Annotated in this window: 17 protein-coding genes; 7 read left to right on the plus strand and 10 right to left on the minus strand. The window is 72.1% G+C overall.

The annotated features are described in order from the left end of the window. Positions 1 to 352 precede the first annotated feature (352 nt). Together GIS00_RS09950 and GIS00_RS09955 are read left to right on the plus strand one after the other, a co-directional pair. Entirely contained in the window at positions 353 to 1,948 is a 1,596-nt protein-coding gene (locus tag GIS00_RS09950; RefSeq protein ID WP_154768265.1) for an AMP-binding protein, read from the plus strand. 101 nt (positions 1,949 to 2,049) lie between these two features. Further along, positions 2,050 to 2,484, plus strand: a complete 435-nt coding sequence (locus tag GIS00_RS09955; RefSeq protein ID WP_154768266.1) for a MarR family winged helix-turn-helix transcriptional regulator — start codon at positions 2,050 to 2,052, stop codon at positions 2,482 to 2,484. A gap of 85 nt (positions 2,485 to 2,569) precedes the next feature. Here GIS00_RS09955 and GIS00_RS09960 read toward each other — a convergent pair whose 3' ends face one another. Together GIS00_RS09960 and GIS00_RS09965 are read right to left on the minus strand one after the other, a co-directional pair. Then, positions 2,570 to 2,866, minus strand: coding sequence for an antibiotic biosynthesis monooxygenase family protein (locus GIS00_RS09960; RefSeq protein ID WP_154768267.1), 297 nt, complete (start codon positions 2,864 to 2,866; stop codon positions 2,570 to 2,572). 262 nt (positions 2,867 to 3,128) lie between these two features. Next, the gene (locus GIS00_RS09965; protein WP_154768268.1) at positions 3,129 to 4,343 is read right to left on the minus strand and encodes an NADP-dependent isocitrate dehydrogenase; all 1,215 of its coding nucleotides are present in this window, start codon (positions 4,341 to 4,343) and stop codon (positions 3,129 to 3,131) included. Between the two features lie 390 nt (positions 4,344 to 4,733). Between GIS00_RS09965 and GIS00_RS09970 the strand changes: the two genes are divergently transcribed. Beyond that, entirely contained in the window at positions 4,734 to 5,210 is a 477-nt protein-coding gene (locus tag GIS00_RS09970; RefSeq protein WP_196073212.1) for a MarR family winged helix-turn-helix transcriptional regulator, read from the plus strand. A 176-nt stretch (positions 5,211 to 5,386) separates the two neighbouring features. After that, entirely contained in the window at positions 5,387 to 6,082 is a 696-nt protein-coding gene (locus GIS00_RS09975) for a maleylpyruvate isomerase N-terminal domain-containing protein (RefSeq protein WP_196073213.1), read from the plus strand. A 103-nt stretch (positions 6,083 to 6,185) separates the two neighbouring features. Here the strand turns inward: GIS00_RS09975 and GIS00_RS09980 are convergent, their stop codons facing one another. After that, positions 6,186 to 6,449: a DUF3017 domain-containing protein gene (locus tag GIS00_RS09980; RefSeq protein ID WP_154768271.1), complete on the minus strand. Its 264-nt coding sequence runs from the start codon at positions 6,447 to 6,449 to the stop codon at positions 6,186 to 6,188. Between the two features lie 16 nt (positions 6,450 to 6,465). Next, a complete protein-coding gene (locus tag GIS00_RS09985) occupies positions 6,466 to 7,329 on the minus strand; it encodes a bifunctional methylenetetrahydrofolate dehydrogenase/methenyltetrahydrofolate cyclohydrolase (RefSeq protein WP_322097791.1) in 864 nt (287 codons plus the stop codon). Between the two features lie 207 nt (positions 7,330 to 7,536). Between GIS00_RS09985 and GIS00_RS09990 the strand changes: the two genes are divergently transcribed. Beyond that, complete coding sequence (locus GIS00_RS09990; RefSeq protein ID WP_154768273.1) at positions 7,537 to 8,109, plus strand: DinB family protein; 573 nt, start codon at positions 7,537 to 7,539, stop codon at positions 8,107 to 8,109. Here the strand turns inward: GIS00_RS09990 and GIS00_RS09995 are convergent. From GIS00_RS09995 to purN, 3 genes are all read right to left on the minus strand, one after another. Next, a complete protein-coding gene (locus GIS00_RS09995; RefSeq protein WP_154768274.1) occupies positions 8,051 to 8,743 on the minus strand; it encodes a pentapeptide repeat-containing protein in 693 nt (230 codons plus the stop codon). The genes GIS00_RS09990 and GIS00_RS09995 overlap by 59 nt on opposite strands. Before the next feature lie 19 nt (positions 8,744 to 8,762). Beyond that, positions 8,763 to 10,376: a bifunctional phosphoribosylaminoimidazolecarboxamide formyltransferase/IMP cyclohydrolase gene (gene purH / locus GIS00_RS10000; protein WP_154768275.1), complete on the minus strand. Its 1,614-nt coding sequence runs from the start codon at positions 10,374 to 10,376 to the stop codon at positions 8,763 to 8,765. 79 nt (positions 10,377 to 10,455) lie between these two features. Then, the gene (gene purN, locus GIS00_RS28905) at positions 10,456 to 11,082 is read right to left on the minus strand and encodes a phosphoribosylglycinamide formyltransferase (protein WP_322097792.1); all 627 of its coding nucleotides are present in this window, start codon (positions 11,080 to 11,082) and stop codon (positions 10,456 to 10,458) included. Positions 11,083 to 11,472: 390 nt separating this feature from the next. On the opposite strand from purN, the gene GIS00_RS29265 reads away from it, so the two are divergent. Next, positions 11,473 to 11,682: a hypothetical protein gene (locus tag GIS00_RS29265; RefSeq protein WP_407666820.1), complete on the plus strand. Its 210-nt coding sequence runs from the start codon at positions 11,473 to 11,475 to the stop codon at positions 11,680 to 11,682. Next, positions 11,667 to 11,912, plus strand: a complete 246-nt coding sequence (locus tag GIS00_RS10010; RefSeq protein ID WP_407666821.1) for a GNAT family N-acetyltransferase — start codon at positions 11,667 to 11,669, stop codon at positions 11,910 to 11,912. Before GIS00_RS29265 ends, GIS00_RS10010 begins: the two co-directional genes overlap by 16 nt. A 143-nt stretch (positions 11,913 to 12,055) precedes the next feature. Here GIS00_RS10010 and GIS00_RS10015 read toward each other — a convergent pair whose 3' ends face one another. From GIS00_RS10015 to sucD, 3 genes are all read right to left on the minus strand, one after another. Then, positions 12,056 to 13,516, minus strand: coding sequence for a cell division protein PerM (locus GIS00_RS10015; protein ID WP_154768277.1), 1,461 nt, complete (start codon positions 13,514 to 13,516; stop codon positions 12,056 to 12,058). A gap of 260 nt (positions 13,517 to 13,776) precedes the next feature. Then, positions 13,777 to 14,700: a DUF5336 domain-containing protein gene (locus GIS00_RS10020; RefSeq protein ID WP_196073214.1), complete on the minus strand. Its 924-nt coding sequence runs from the start codon at positions 14,698 to 14,700 to the stop codon at positions 13,777 to 13,779. A 462-nt stretch (positions 14,701 to 15,162) separates the two neighbouring features. Next, positions 15,163 to 16,062: a succinate--CoA ligase subunit alpha gene (gene sucD / locus GIS00_RS10030; protein WP_322097793.1), complete on the minus strand. Its 900-nt coding sequence runs from the start codon at positions 16,060 to 16,062 to the stop codon at positions 15,163 to 15,165. Positions 16,063 to 16,088 lie beyond the last annotated feature (26 nt).

A 16,088-nucleotide genomic window follows, 5' to 3' on the forward strand; every position in this document is an offset into this window, starting at 1 on the left:
CGGCCCGCCTGCGGCGCGCCGTGACCGGGCTCTCCTCCCCGATCCCGTCGCCGCAGCCGTTCGCCGACCAATGGCACAGGTGCCATCAGGTCGGCAGCGTCCCCGTGAGCGCGCCGCAGCTCCTTGTCGCCCCGACCGTGGCCGACCGGTCAATTCGGTCGGCAGCCTCCCGGTGAACGCGCGCCGCAGTTCCCGATCGCCTCGACCGGTGGCCGACCGGTCAAGTCAGTTCATCCGGTCGGCAGCGTCCCGACATCGCGCTGCAGCTCCCTGTCGCCTCAATCGGTGGCCGACCGGTGGCATAGGTACTGTGGGGGCGATCACAGTGCAGTGATCCCACGAAGGAGAGCAGATGAGCTTCCGCAGCCCGATGCCCGACGTCGAGATCCCCGACAAGTCCTTGTACGACTTCCTTTTCGAGGACCTGACAGGGAACGAGGAGACTGTCGCGCTGATCGACGGGCCGTCGGGGGCGGAGACCACCTACGCCGCCCTGCGAGCGCAGATCAACGCTCTGGCCGGCGGGCTGGCCGCCCGCGGCTTCGCGTCCGGCCAGGTGGCGGCGGTGCTGTGCCCGAACGTCCCGGCATTCGTGACCGTGTTCCACGGCATCCTGCGCGCGGGCGGCACCGCCACCACGGTCAATTCCCTCTATACCGCCCACGAGATCGCCGACCAGCTGAAGGACTCGAAGGCGGTGCTGCTGTTCACGCCGTCGATGTTCCTGCCGCAGGCGGAGGCGGCCGCGCAGGAGGCCGGGCTGGACGTCGCGAACATCGTGGTCATCGACGGGTCGGACACCGTGGCGCCGGAGCGGAGCAGCCTGCGGTCACTGCTGACCAGCGGAGTGCCCGCGCCGGAGGTGAGCATCGACCCGGCCACGCACCTGGCCGTGCTGCCCTACTCCTCCGGCACCACCGGCCGGGCCAAGGGCGTGATGCTCACCCACCGGAACCTGGTGGCGAACCTCGCCCAGACCGCCGACTGCATCGGGGTCGGGCCGGCGGACAAGGTGCTCTGCGTGCTGCCGTTCTTCCACATCTACGGGATGAACGTGCTGATGAACGGGGGTCTCCAGCACCGCGCCGCGCTGGTCACCATGCCGAAGTTCGACCTGCCGGAGTTCCTCCGGATCATCGCCGAGCGCCAGGCGAGCTACCTGTTCGTCGCCCCGCCGATCGCGGTGGCGCTGGCCAAGCATCCGCTGGTCGACCAGTACGACGTGTCGACGATCCGGATGATCTTCTCCGGCGCCGCCCCGCTGGACGCCGATCTCGGGCACGCGGTGGAGCAGCGCCTGGGCTGCACCCTGCACCAGGGGTACGGGATGAGCGAGATGAGCCCGGTCAGCCACTGCATCCCGCAGAGCCGGGACGACATCCCGCTGGGCACGGTGGGTCTCACGATCCCGAACATGGAGTGCAAGCTGGTCGACCCGGCGACCGGCGAGGAGATCGGGGTGCCGGAGGCGGGCACCAGCGCACCCGGCGAGCTGTGGTGCAAGGGCCCGAACGTCATGGTGGGCTACTTCGGCAACGCCCAGGCCACCGGCGAGACCCTCGACGGGGACGGGTTCCTGCACACCGGTGACGTCGCCACGGTGTCGTCCGAGGGCTACGTGACGATCGTCGACCGGGTCAAGGAGCTCATCAAGTACAAGGGCTACCAGGTGCCGCCGGCCGAGCTGGAGGCCGTGCTGCTCGGGCACCCCGGGATCGCCGATGCGGCGGTGGTCGGGGTGATCGTCGACGGCGAGGAGATCCCGAAGGCGTTCGTGGTGCTGCAGGCCGGGGCCGAGCTGACCGCCGACGACGTGATGGCCTACGTCGCCGAGCAGGTCGCGCCGCACAAGAAGGTGCGCCAGGTGGAGTTCATCGACGTCGTCCCGAAGTCCTCGGCCGGGAAGATCCTGCGCCGACAGCTGCGGGCCGCGCCGGCCTCCGTCTGACACCCGGGTCCGGCGGCGGACTGCGGCAGGCGTCGGCGCCGTCCGTATCGTGGGACCTCGGCGCAGGCGCACTGCGCCGGGCCTTCTCGGAAGGACGGGTGATGGACGGACGTGCCGATGTCGGCGTGCTCTCCGCCCGGTTGCTCTTCGCCTTCCAGGACGAGATGTTCCGGCGGCTGGCCGAGCAGGGCCATCCCGACCTGCGTCCGCGGCACGGTCTGGTACTGGCCCACCTGGATGCCGACGGCAGCCGGGCCAGTGAGCTGGCGGTCGGCAGCGGGCAACACAAGCAGGTGATCGGGACGACCGTCGACGAACTGGAACGCCTGGGTTACGTCGAGCGCCGCCCGGACCCCACCGACCGGCGGGCGAAACTGGTCGTGCCGACCGCGCGCGGGCTGGACCAGATGGCGCGGGCGCGCACGATCGTCGCCGATCTCGAGTCCCACTACCGCGATGCCGTCGGGACCGACCGGTTCGACGACTTCATCGCGGCCTTCTCCGCGGTCGTGGCTGTCGCCACCGCAGAGCGCTGACGGGCGAGGCCGACCGGCGACAACGGTCGGGCAGGACGAGAGTCGTTGCGCCGCTGACGCCTGCGCTTCGGATCGGCGCTTCGGATCAGCGCACCGGATCGACGAGCACGCCCTCGTCCGCCGACACCAGCCCAGCGATCGCGCCGAAGAACGCCGCGATCCCGGGCAGGTTCGCGCCCTTCGCCCGTAATGCCGCGAAGTCCTCGCTGCTGCGCCATTCCACGATGTCCAGCCACTGGTCATCGGGCAGCTCGACCAGCGTGGCCCCGAGATACCCGGCGCGGTCCTGCTCGAAGTCCCGCAGCATCCCGGGGCGGGCGTCCAGCAGTTCCTGCCGGCGCCCCGGCTCGATCCGGAAACGGGTGAGTTCGACGACGGTCATCTGGCCCTCTTTCGGTCACCGACCATGATAGTCACTAATCTTGACCATTTCTACCCTGCGGTGCCGGTCAGGGGTTGCAGGGGCGAACTCGGCGACTCCTGCCCCACCCGTCCCATTTCATGCCTGACATGCCATGCGGGCGAACATGATCCACGCGATGACGGGAGATGGGGGCAGAAACGAGAAGCGTCCGTGGTGGTGACCACCCGTCGACGACGGGCGGCCACCACCACGGACGCAAGGGTCTCGCGGGTCCTGCGGATCAGGCCAGGCGGGCCTTCAGGTTGGTGTCCAGCGCGTCGAGGAAGTCCTCGGTGGTCTGCCACTCCTGGTCCGGGCCGACGAGCATGGCCAGGTCCTTGGTCATCTTGCCGCTCTCGACGGTCTTGATGATGACGTCCTCGAGGGTCTCGGCGAAACCGGTGACCTCCGGCAGCGAGTCGAGCTTGCCGCGGTGCTTCAGACCACCCGTCCACGCGTAGATCGACGCGATCGGGTTGGTGGAAGTCGGCTTGCCCGCCTGGTGCTGGCGGTAGTGCCGGGTCACGGTGCCGTGCGCCGCCTCGGCCTCGACGACCGATCCGTCCGGGGTGGTCAGCACCGAGGTCATCAGGCCGAGCGAGCCGAAACCCTGTGCCACGGTGTCGGACTGGACGTCACCGTCGTAGTTCTTGCACGCCCAGACGTAGCCGCCCTCCCATTTCAGCGACGCGGCGACCATGTCGTCGATCAGCCGGTGCTCGTAGGTCAGGCCGGCCGCGGCGTACTGGTCGGCGAACTCGGCGTCGAAGATCTCCTGGAACAGATCCTTGAACCGGCCGTCGTAGGCCTTGAGGATCGTGTTCTTGGTGGACAGGTACACCGGGTAGTTCCGGGCCAGGCCGTAGTTCAGCGAGGCGCGGGCGAAGTCCTTGATCGAGCTGTCCAGGTTGTACATCGACAGCGAGACGCCGGCGCCCGGCGCCTGGAAGACCTCGTGCTCGATCGGCGCGGAGCCGTCCGACGGGGTGAAGGTGACGGTCAGCGTGCCGGCCCCGGGGAACTTGAAATCCGTTGCGCGGTACTGGTCGCCGTAGGCGTGACGGCCGACGATGATCGGCTTCGTCCAACCCGGCACCAGCCGCGGGATGTTGGAGATGATGATCGGCTCGCGGAAGATCACGCCGCCGAGGATGTTGCGGATGGTGCCGTTGGGCGAGCGCCACATCTTCTTCAGGCCGAACTCCTCGACCCGCGCCTCGTCCGGGGTGATCGTCGCGCACTTGACGCCGACACCGTGCTTCTTGATCGCATTGGCGGCGTCGACCGTGATCTGGTCCTCCGTCGCGTCCCGGCTCTCGATCCCCAGGTCGTAGTACTCCAGGTTCACGTCGAGGTACGGCAGGATCAGCTTGTCCTTGATGAACTGCCAGATGATCCTGGTCATCTCGTCGCCGTCGAGTTCGACGACGGTCCCGGTCACCTTGATCTTCGTCATGGTCGGTCGGTGCGCCTTTCGGAGAAGTCGTGCGTCTGTGCAGCCCTGCACTGCCTGTACCGCCGGTGGTGCTGTCTCGCGCTGCAGCGGACCGCCGGCGGGCGGCCGTTGCCTGCCGGGCCCGGGTCGACGACCGGAGTCCAGCAGTACAAGCGTACTGCTGGACGCGGAGCGCTGCCGCCCGGCCCGGGTGCGTGCCCGGTCACCCTACGGCCGCACCGTCCCCGCGGATGCCCCGTTCCGCCCGGTCAGGGCGGTCGCGAGGGCACCGGCACCCGCCTGTAGATTCGGCCGATCACTCCCGGCCCCACGCCGCGACAGCGGTCGGGAGCGCACATGCAACGACCGACCCGGGCGACGGCGTCCGGGCTGACAGGCGGAGGGACCAGGATGCCCGGCACACCCCGGATCGAGCCGGGAAAGATGACCGCCTGGGCGGCGTTCCTGCATGCCAACGCGCATGTGCTGCGGCGGCTCTCGGCCGAGCTGGAGGCCGCCGACCAGGTCCCGATGACCACCTACGACATCCTGGTCCAGCTCTCCGAGGCCGGCGGGTCGCTGCGGCTGCGGGACCTGCTGGACCGGCTCGTCGTGGTGTCCCAGCCCGGCCTGTCCCGGCGGGTGGAGCGGCTGGCCGCCGCCGGCCTGGTGGAGCGGCGTCCTGATCCCGAGGACGGTCGGGGTGTGATCGTCCGGCTCAGCCGCGCCGGGCGGGCCACCCTGCGGTCGGCCGCCGCGGTGCACATGACCGGCATCGCCCGCGAGTTCGCCGACCGGGTCAGCGACGAGGAGGCTGCGGTGTTCGCGCGGGTCTGCGCCCGATTGTCGGTCCCGCCCGGGCAGGAGGCCGCGCCGCCGGCGGTGTGACCGACCGCCGTCGTCGCGTGGCCGGGCCGTGGTCCGGGGAGTCGCGCGGACCGTCCTGCCGCGCAGCGGGGTGAAAGACACCCGCGACCGCACGGGAGCTGCCGCCGTCGGACAAGATGGAGGGACGAGCGGGGGCCGGTGCTCCTCGTCCGACCTGCCCGACCGAAAGGCTGACGGTGCTGCAGTCCGACCTGATCTACCTCGCCCAGTTCGAGGCGCTGTCGGTCTGGCTGGATGCGCTCGAACCGGGCGATCTGGAGCAGCCGAGCTCGCTGCCCGGCTGGTCCGTCGGCGAGCTGATCGCCCACCTGTGCGGGACCGCGGGGTCGATCTCCGCGCTCCGGCCGGTCGACATCCACGACGGCACAGAGCCTCTCACCGTGTCCGAGTACGTCGCGGGGTACCGGGCGTCGGCCGAGGACATCGCGGACCTGGCGCGGCAGATCGCCCAGGAGGAGTCCCTGCAGCCCGGTGTCGACATCCGCAAGACCCTGCACACCGCCCACCAGCAGGCCGTCGCCGCACTCGACCGGCTCGGCGGCGCGGATCTGGTCGTGGCCACCCGGCGGGGTCCGATGCTGTTGTCCTCGTTCCTGGACACCCGCGTGCTCGAGCTCGTGGTGCACTCGCTGGACCTGCACCGGTCGCTGCCCGGGCATCCCGCCCCACCGGTGCTGTCCTCCGCCTGGAGCCGGGTCCTCACCCTGCTCCGGGAGCTGCTCACCGAGCGCGCCGACGACCCGGCCGCGGCACTGGCCGCGGCATCGACCATGAGCCGGGACGAGTTCGTGGCGGCCGCCACCGGGCGCGCCGGGGACGACCCGACCGACGACCGGCCGCTGGCACTGACCGCGCTGCTGCCCCTGCTCTGACGATTCCTGCTCTGACGTTCCCTGCTCTGACGTTCCTTGCTCTGACGTTCCTTGCTCTGAACGTTCCATGCTCTGAACGTTCCTTGCTCTGAATGTTCCTTGCTCAGGGACGGGCCACCAGGAAGGTCATCAGCGCGGCCAGCGCCAGCGCGAAGACGACGTCGAAGGTCTTGCTGCGGATGGCCAGCACCCCGATCAGCTGCTCCGGCAGGACCAGCCGGAAGACCGCGGCCAACGCGGCGGCGCCGCCCAGGGTGGCGGCCCCGCGCCGCCAGTGATCGGTGGCGATCAGGGCGAGTCCGGCGGCGACGGCGAGCAGTACCAGGGTGATCGGCACCGCCCGCAGCAGGCGGCGGTCGGTGGTCACCGGATCACCGGGCCGGTCATTCGAGGGCCCCGGCGGCCCGGGCGGCGCGTTCTGCGGCCGCGACCACGTTGCTCAGCAGCATGGCCCGGGTCATCGGCCCGACGCCGCCGGGGTTCGGCGCGACGAATCCGGCGACCTGTGCCACGTCGGCGGCAACGTCACCGGCGATGCGGCCGTCGACCCGGCTGACGCCCACGTCGAGCACCGCCGCCCCTGGCTTGACCATGTCGGCGGTGACCAGGTCCGGCCGGCCGGCCGCGGCGATCACGATGTCGGCCCGGCGCACCTCGGCGGCCAGGTCCCGGGTCCCGGTGTGGCAGAGCACGGTCGTCGCGTTCTCCGACTTCCGGGTCAGCAGCAGCCCGAGGGGCCGGCCGACGGTCAGCCCGCGGCCGATCACCACGGCCCGGGCGCCGTCGATCGGCACCTGGTACCGGCGGAGCAGTTCGATGATCCCGAGTGGGGTGCACGGCAGCGGTGCCTCGCGACCGAGGACCAGGGCACCCAGGTTCATCGGGTGCAGACCGTCCACGTCCTTGACCGGGTCGACCCGGGACAGCAACGCGTACTCGTCCAGGCCGGTGGGCTGCTGCACCAGGAACCCGGTGCAGGCCGGGTCGGCGTTGAGCTCGTCGATGACGGCCTCGGCCTGCGCCTGGGTGGCGCCGACCGGCAGCTCGCGCTGCACCGAGTGGATGCCGATCTGCGCGCAGTCCTTGTGCTTGGCCGCGACGTACCACCGGCTTCCGGGATCGTCACCCACGAGCAGGGTGCCCAGTCCCGGGCGGTGCCCGGCCGCGGTCAGCGCCGCGACCCGGTCCTGCAGTTCCGCCTTGATGGTCGCCAGGGTGGCCTTGCCGTCCAGGATCGTCGCCGTCACGACAGGCATCCTGCCAGGCCGCCGGGCCTCCGACCGCACTCGCGGGCGCGCGCGCCGGACGGCGCTGCCCGGCCGGTCCCGAAGGTGAACCGGGTCCGTCCGGACGGCTCACCGTGGTCGGTCCTGACGTCGGGGCCGTTCCCGCCGGGAGGGCGACTGTCGGACCTGCGCGGTAGAACCGGACCACCGGGTCACCGGATCCCGGGGATGGACGACGAAGGGGTGTCCGCCGTGAAGAGCTGGACCGAGGAACTGCTGCTGCAGGAGAGCTGGCACTGGGACGCGCAGCTGCGCCCACGGCTGGAGGGTCTCACCGACGAGGAGTACCTGTGGGAACCGGTGCCGGGCAGCTGGAACCTGCGGCCGAGGGCCGAGTCCCGGACGTCCTGGGCCGTGGGCACCGGCACCCACCTGCTGGACTTCGAGATGCCCGAACCCGAGCCCCCGCCCGTCACCACCATCGCCTGGCGGCTGCTGCACGTCGTGGTGGGGGTGTTCGGCGAGCGGAACGCCCGGTACTTCGGCGGTCCGTCGATGTCGTACCGGGACTTCGACTACCCGGCCACGGCCGCCGGCGGTCTCGCGGCGTTGGACGCCGGCGAGGCGATCTGGCGGGCAGGGGTGGCTTCACTCGACGAGGCGGCCCTGGTGGAGAACTGCCGGGAGGAGGGCTTCGAGGAGGACTCGATGGCGGCGCTGGTGCTGCACATCCACCGCGAGATCATCCATCACGGCGCGGAGATCTGCCTGCTCCGCGACCTGTACGCCGCCCGCGGGTAGCGCCGCCGTCGGCCGGATCGGCGGGTTCCGGCGGGGTCAGCAGCAGACCGTGTGCCAGCGCGTAGAGGACCGCCTGCTCGGTGTCGACGATCGCACCGGTGAGCCGGGCGGAGGTCCACAGCCCGGGGTCGATCCGGGCCCGCCGTAGATCCGCCCCGGTCAGGTCGGTGTCGGTGGTCCGGGCCCCGGTCAGGTCCGCGCCGGTCAGGTCGGCCTTCTTGAGCACCGTGCGGGTCAGGTTCGCCTCGCGCAGCCGCAGACCGGAGAGGTTCGCCCCGGCCAGCCGCTCCCCGGCCAGCGACACCAGGGTGAGATCGCAGTCCCGGATGGCGATCTCGTCGAGCCGGCAATCGGTGAAACTGCTGCCGGTGAATCGGCAGCCGGTCAGCCGGGCCCGGCGCCAGGAGGCCTTGTCGAAGGTGCAGGTGACCCAGGAGACGGAGGCGCTGACCGTGTCGTAGAGCTCGGTGCCGTCGAAACGACAGTCGGTGAACGACGCGCCCTGCAGCTCGGTGCCGGCCAGCGAGGCACCGGAGAAGTCGCACCGGGTGAAGGCGACGCCGGAGAATCCGGCGTCGCGCAGGTCGACCTCCGCGAAATCCTCGTCCGTGTAGTCGGTCTCGGTGAACTGCATCGGAATCAGTGGAAATGACTCAGTGGAAGAAGTGCCGGGAGCCGGTCAGGTACATCGACACCCCGGCCGCATCGGCCGCGGCGATGGTGTCGGCGTCCCGCACGGAGCCGCCGGGCTGCACGATCGCCCGCACACCCGCGCGCATCAGGATCTCCGGGCCATCGGCGAACGGGAAGAAGGCGTCGGACGCCGCCACCGACCCGGCCGCCCGCTCCCCCGCCCGGTCCACCGCCAGCCGGCAGGAGTCGACCCGGTTGACCTGGCCCATCCCGATGCCGACCGACGCGCCGCCCGAGGCCAGCAGGATCCCGTTCGACTTGACGGCACGGCAGGCCCGCCAGGCGAAGTCGAGGTCGGCGAGTGTCTGCGGATCGGCCGCCGGGCCGGCGGCGTGCGTCCAGCTCTCCGGCGCATCGCCCGGGGCGTCCATCCGGTCCACGGTCTGCACCAGCAGGCCGCCGGAGATGGCCCGGAACTCGGCCGGGTCCGCGGTCTCCCTGGTCCAGGAGGCGGGCATCGTCAGCAGCCGGATGTTCTTCTTCCGGGTCAACACGGCCAGCGCCTCGTCGGTGAAGGACGGGGCGAGCAGCACCTCGGTGAAGATCTCCGCGATCTGCTCCGCCAGGGTTGCCGTGACCGGGCGGTTGACGGCGATGACACCGCCGAACGCGCTCACCGGATCGCAGGCATGGGCCAGTTGGTGCGCCTTCGCGATCGGATCGGCGACACCATCGGCGTCCGTGACAGTGGCGATGCCGCAGGGGTTCTGGTGCTTGATGATGGCGACGGCGGGATCGGTGAAGTCGTTGGCGGCGCGCCAGGCCGCGTCCACGTCGACGTAGTTGTTGTAGCTCATCTCCTTGCCGTGCAGCTGCTCGGCGTGCGCCAGCCCCGGCCGGTGATGGGTGTAGAGAGCGGCGCGCTGGTGCGGGTTCTCGCCGTAGCGCAGGGTGGCCCGGCGCTGCCAGGCGGCGCCGGTCCAGGCCGGCCAGCCCTCCGCGGCCGGTTCCGGGGGTGCGACGACGTTGCCCAACCAGGACGCGACCGCGACGTCGTAGGTGGCGGTGTGGGCGAAGGCCTTGGTCGCCAACCGGCGCCGCTCGGCGATCGGGAAACCGCCCGCCGCAAGTGCTTCCAGGACCAACGGGTAGTCGCCGGGCTCCACCACGGTCGTCACGCTGGGGTGGTTCTTGGCAGAGGCGCGGATCATGGCCGGGCCGCCGATGTCGATCTGCTCGATGCACTCGTCGGGCGAGGCACCGGAGGCGACGGTGGCGCTGAACGGGTACAGGTTCACCACGACCAGCTCGAACGACGCGATCCCGAGGTCGGCGAGCTGCTGCAGGTGGTCGGGCTTGCGGGTGTCGGCGAGCAGGCCGCCGTGCACGGCGGGGTGCAGCGTCTTGACCCGCCCCTCCAGGCACTCCGGGAACCCGGTGACGCTCTCCACCGGGGTGACCGGCAGGCCGGCTGCGGCGATGGCGGCGGCCGAGCCGCCGGTGGAGACGATCTCGACGCCGGCGTCCACCAGCGCACGGGCCAGCTCCAGCAGACCCGCCTTGTCGGAGACCGACAACAGCGCGCGGCGGATCGGCCGGCGGCCCGTCTCGCCGATCTCCTGGTGCTCGCTCATGCCGTCGATCCCTTTCCTGCTCCACCTCGGGCCGGCTGCTGCCGGACCCGTGTCGTCGTCCTGCTGTTCCGCCCGGTGCTCACGCGGAGGTCCCGGCCGCGAGACGCCGGGGCGGAGTGGTCGAGAGGTCCCGGACCACCTCGACCAGCAGCCGTCGTTCGGCCACCTTGATGCGCTCGTGCAGTGACTCCACGTCGTCGCCGGGTTCGACCGGCACCGCCCGCTGGGCCAGGATCGCGCCGGTGTCCACCCCGTCGTCGACGGTGAACACCGTGCACCCGGTGATCTTCACGCCGTGTGCCAGCGCGTCGGCCGGGGCGTGCATGCCCGGGAACGACGGCAGCAGGGACGGGTGTGAGTTGACCACCGCGTCCGGGAACGACTGCAGGAAACCAGGTCCGAGCAGCTTCATGAACCCGGCCAGCACCACGAGGTCGGCACCGGCGTCGCGGCAGCGGCGGGCGAGCGCGGCATCCCAGGCCGCCCGGTCCGCGAAGTCCTTGAGGCGGTGCACGAACGTCGGCACGCCGTGCCGCTGTGCCCGCTCCAGCGCGGTCGCACCGGCGACGTCGCTGCCGACCACGACGAGCGCGTACGGGCGGGGCGCCGGGTCGTCGAGCAGCGCCTGCAGCAGGGTGCCGGATCCGGAGGCGAGCACCGCGACCCTGCGGGGCCCGGGCGTCGACGGGTCGGGCTGTGCTGGCACTGGCGGTCTTCCGGTCGGCGGCGGCACCGGCCGAGTCGCCGGGCGTCCCGCGGTCGGCGGGGCGCCGTCCAGACTAGGGGTTGGCCGGGCCGGTGCTGCACCGCGCCCTCCGACCGGAGGCCGGGGCCGGTGTACGGCGGGTGGGACCGGGTCGGTTGCGGCCGACCGGGACTCGGCCGGGTGGGTGCGGCCGGGCGGTTGCGACGGGCAGTTGCGGTCGGGCGGTTGCGGCCGGGCGGTTGCGGTCGGGCGGTTGCGGTCCGGCGGGTGCGGCCGGGCGGTTGCGGTCGGCCGGGCGGTTGCGGCCGGGCGGTTGCGGTCGGCCGGTTGTGACGGGACGGTGGTGAAGGGACGGTTCGAGCGACCGGCTGCCGGGCCGACACTGGTGCGATGCACATCCAGTACCGCACCGACGTCGACAGGCTCGGTCCGGCGGCCCTGACCGGGTTCTTCGTCGGCTGGCCGGCGCCGCCGTCCCCCGCCACCCTGCTCGAGGTGTTGCAAGGCAGCAGCCACCGGATCATCGCGGTGGCGGACGGACCTGGTGGTGCACGCGGAGCGGCTCCGCACCGGGTGCCGAACGGGTGGTCGGGTTCGTGACGGCGGTGAGTGACGGGGTGCTCGCCGCGTACCTGCCGCTGCTCGAGGTACTGCCGGAGTTCCAGGGACAGGGGATCGGCTCCGAGTTGGTGCGACGGATGCTCGACCTGCTCGGCGGTCTCTACATGGTCGATGTGGTCACCGACCCGGATGTGGTGCCGTTCTACGAGCGATTCGGGATGGTGCCCGGCACCGCCCTCATGCTGCGGAGGCGGGACCTGCTGCGTTGACCGCCGCGGGGCCGACCCTGGTCCGGCACTGGTCGACACCGGCCGGCACCGGCCGACAGGGACCGACGGTGTCCGACAGGCATCGACAACAGCCGACATCGACCGGGACGTGACCGCCCGTACCGGTACGAGGCCCGCACCGGTCAGTCGGTGCTGTCGGCGTCAGGTGTCGGGCCGGAGGACACCGGTGTATCGGCGTGCGGGGTGCGTTGCGGCGGTACGACGGGACGAGGGCCGGCGGCCCCGGGGCCGACCGTGTCGGCCGCACCGGCCACGGAACCGGTTGTCGACCGGGAGGGGTGGACCAGGCTGATCGTCGCGTGCCCGTCGTCCGCGACGTCCTGGTCGTCCGACGGCGCGGCGGTCCCCACGGCCGACTCCCGGTCCGCGGCTCGCACCGTCTCCCGCGGCTCCGCTCGCCACGAACCGGCGACGAGGCCACCGACGACGCCGATCTCGAGCACCACGGACACTCCGAGCAGCAGCGGCTCGGGGCCGGAGGTCGCCCAGGCACCGCCGGTCACACCGCCGCCCGCGAGGACGCCGAGGACGGCCGTGCCGATCCCGGCGACGACCGCACCGACTCCGACGACCAGCAGCCGGTCCGCACGGTGGGCGCACCGGCGGACCGCGGACCGCCCGACGACCAGTGCGACCACCACCGGCACCAGCACGGCCAGCAGCCGGGGGCCACCGGCACCGGACGGTGCGGCGGCGAAGATGCTGAGCCCCGGCAGTGCGGCCTGGTCGACGGCCAGTGGCGTGTAATGACCGGCGCCGATCCCGAACCCGGTCCCGGTGGCATATGCCAGTCCGTCGATCACGGCATTGGGCAGGAAGGCGAGCCCGGCCAGTGCCATTCCGGCGCCGTCGCCCAGACCCGAGGTGGTCGTCTGGGCGATCGTCGTGGCGTCGCCGAACCCGGCGAGCAGACCGGCGGCGAGGACGATCGCCCCGGCGCCGACCAGTCCGGCGATGGCCACCCCGCCGAGGCGCACGCCCAGCGGCAGCCACCACGGGGCACGGTCGGACAGGGCAGCGCGCAGCCCGTCGCCGCGCACCACGGTCACCGTGGTGAGCACCACCAGGGCCCAACAGGCCGGCATCCACCACTGGTGGCCGGTCAGCGCACCGGGCGGGGCGAGCACGGTGCCGACCAGCCCGACGCCGATGCCGTAGACCGCGGCGGCCACCACGATCGCGAAGATCTCGTCGGCCGCGGAGGTGATCGCGGCCCGGCCGCGCCAGGTCCCGCTCGCCGTCGCCCAGAGCATCCCCGCGCCGAGCACCCCCAGGGCCAGCGGCGCGATCGTCAACGTGCTCGCGTCGATCGCGATGTCCATGCCGTGACCACCGGCGTAGGCGGCGACCGCACCACGAAGCAACGGCAGCGGCCCGGACCCTGACGCCGGGGTGATGGCCCAGATGAGCAGGGCGAGACCGCCGGTGATCAGGAGCCCGCAGGCGAGGGCGATCAGAGCACGGACCGCGGCGGCAGCGGCGACCAGCGCCGCCGAGGTCGGGCGCCCCGCTGCCGCCGGGCGGTGCGGCGCGGCCGCGTGCTCCGGCGCATCGGTGCGCGATCGGGCGGCCTGCACGGTCATCGCCCCACGATCACACGCGCGCTCACCCACCTGGCGCAGACTCGCGGGGCGAGCGCGACCCGTTGTTCCGGTCGGGTCGGGTGCTCACCCGTCCGCACATCCCGACCACACGCGGATGTGACGCTGGGGTGATGCCGTCGCCGCTCGGGTCGCCCGCGGTCGCACAACCGGGGCGGCCGGAGCCGGCACATGACAACGGGGCCCGGCCGGCGCCGGAGTGGCGCGGGCCGGGCCCCGTCGCGGAGACCTGGATCAGGTGATCAGAAGCGGACCTGCTGGGTGACGTCCGGGTTCGGGCCGTCGTCCGGACCACCCTGGCCCTGCTGGCCCGGCTGGCTCTGCTGGCCGTAGCCCTGGCCGGCCGGAGGCTGACCGACGGCCGGGACCGCACCGCTGGACGGGCCGGTCGGCACGCCGTAGCCGCCGGTATTCGGCTCCGACTGCGCCGAGTAGCCGCCGTAGGTCGGGGCCGCGGGGGCCTCCGGGGCCGGCGGGGCGGGCTGGAACTGCTGCGGGGCCGGCGGCTGGTTGAAGCCGGGACCGGCGGGACCACCGGCCGACGGACCGGCAGGAGCGCCGGGCACCGGGGCGGACGGGATGATCCCGCCCTCGATGAGCAGCAGCACCACGCCGGCGATCCCCTGGATGAGGCCGAAGATCAGGATCAGGATGAATCCGATGCCCGGGCTGACGACGTCGAAGAACGCGAACAGCGCACCGAACCCACCGGCGAAGGACAACCCGGCCACCGCCAGCGGCGAGGTCGACTTCTTCGGCAGCAGGCTGCCGGCGGCGATCACGCCGGCCGCGATCAGCAGGGCCGGCGACCAGCCGAGCGCCGCGTAGACCGACGACGATCCGTAGGTCGAGTCCTGGACGGAGAGGAACCCGAAAATCAGGTTCAGGAAGGCCAGGCCGGCGATCGCCAGCGGCAGGATCTTGCCGAGGTCCATCGGCTGCTTCGGCTTCGGCGGCGGGCCCCAGCCCGGTCCGCTCGGGCCACCGGGGCCGGGTCCGAATCCGCCGGGACCGCCCTGCGGGCCCGGGCCGAATCCGCCGGGTCCACCCTGCGGTCCGGGACCGTAACCACCGGGGCCGCCCTGGGGTCCGGGGCCGCCGTAGCCACCGGGGCCGCCCGGAGCACCGTACGGACCCGGCGCCTGCTGACCGTATGGGTTGCTCATCGCCACCACCTCGCGCTCTCCGGACCGCTCGGCGGGGGCCGAACGGTCCTGCTTCTCGTCTGTGTGCCACTGGACATCACCATCGGGCATCACCACTGGGCATCACGACGTCGGTCCCCGACCGCACGCCGTGCCGAACCTATCCCACCCGGATGAGCAGGGGGCCCGGTCGGTGGTTTGTCCGGATCGGGGTCGATCGCGTCCGGCCACCGATGTGCCGCAGGTGATCTGCCCGGCCGGCGGCACCGGAAACCCGGGTGCGTCGGGAAGTTGTCCTCGGCGCGGCGGACTCACCCGTCCGGGGGCGGCCTCCGGGTGACGGGGTCACCGCAACCCGGTCCGCCGGATCTCCGGATCGCGGGCCGGCCCACCGACCCCGACGGGCCCGCGGACGCGGAAGGCCCGCCCGGCACCGGCCGGACGGGCCCTTCCGTCGCGTACTGCAGACCGCTACGACCGCGATCAGGCGGGCAGGACCTCACGGAGCAGGCGGGCGGTCTCGGACGGCGTCTTGCCGACCTTCACGCCGGCGGCCTCGAGGGCCTCCTTCTTCGCCTGGGCGGTGCCGGCTGAGCCGGACACGATGGCGCCGGCGTGGCCCATCGTCTTGCCCTCGGGGGCGGTGAAGCCCGCGACGTAGCCGACGACCGGCTTGGTCACGTTCTCCTTGATGAAGGCCGCGGCGCGCTCCTCGGCGTCGCCGCCGATCTCGCCGATCATCACGATCGCCTTGGTCTCCGGATCCGCCTCGAACGCCGCGAGGGCGTCGATGTGGGTGGTGCCGATGACCGGGTCGCCGCCGATGCCGATGGCGGTCGAGAAGCCGAGATCCCGGAGCTCGTACATCATCTGGTAGGTCAGGGTGCCGGACTTGGACACCAGGCCGACCGGGCCCTTGCCGGTGATGGTGGCCGGCGTGATGCCGACCAGCGACTCACCCGGGGTGATGATGCCGGGGCAGTTCGGCCCGATGATCCGGGTCTTGCCGCCCTTGTCGATCGCGTACTGCCAGGCCGCGGCGGAGTCCTGCACCGGGATGCCCTCGGTGATGACGACCAGCAGGCCGATCTCGGCGTCGATGGCCTCGATGATCGCGGCCTTCGCGTGGGCCGGCGGCACGAAGACGATCGACACGTCGGCGCCGGCCTTCTCGATGGCCTCGGCCACGGTCCCGAAGACCGGGAGCTCGACGGCGGAGCCGTCCTTGGCGGTGTGCGCGACGGTCGTGCCGGCCTTGCGGGCGTTCACGCCACCGACGACCTGGGTGCCGGCCTTGAGCATGAGGGCGGTGTGCTTGGTGCCCTCACCGCCGGTGATGCCCTGGACGATGACCTTCGAATCGGCGTTCAGATAGATGGACACAGTGGGGCCACGTTCCTATCGGTTCC

The organism is Nakamurella alba, assembly GCF_009707545.1.
GTDB lineage: Bacteria > Actinomycetota > Actinomycetes > Mycobacteriales > Nakamurellaceae > Nakamurella > Nakamurella alba.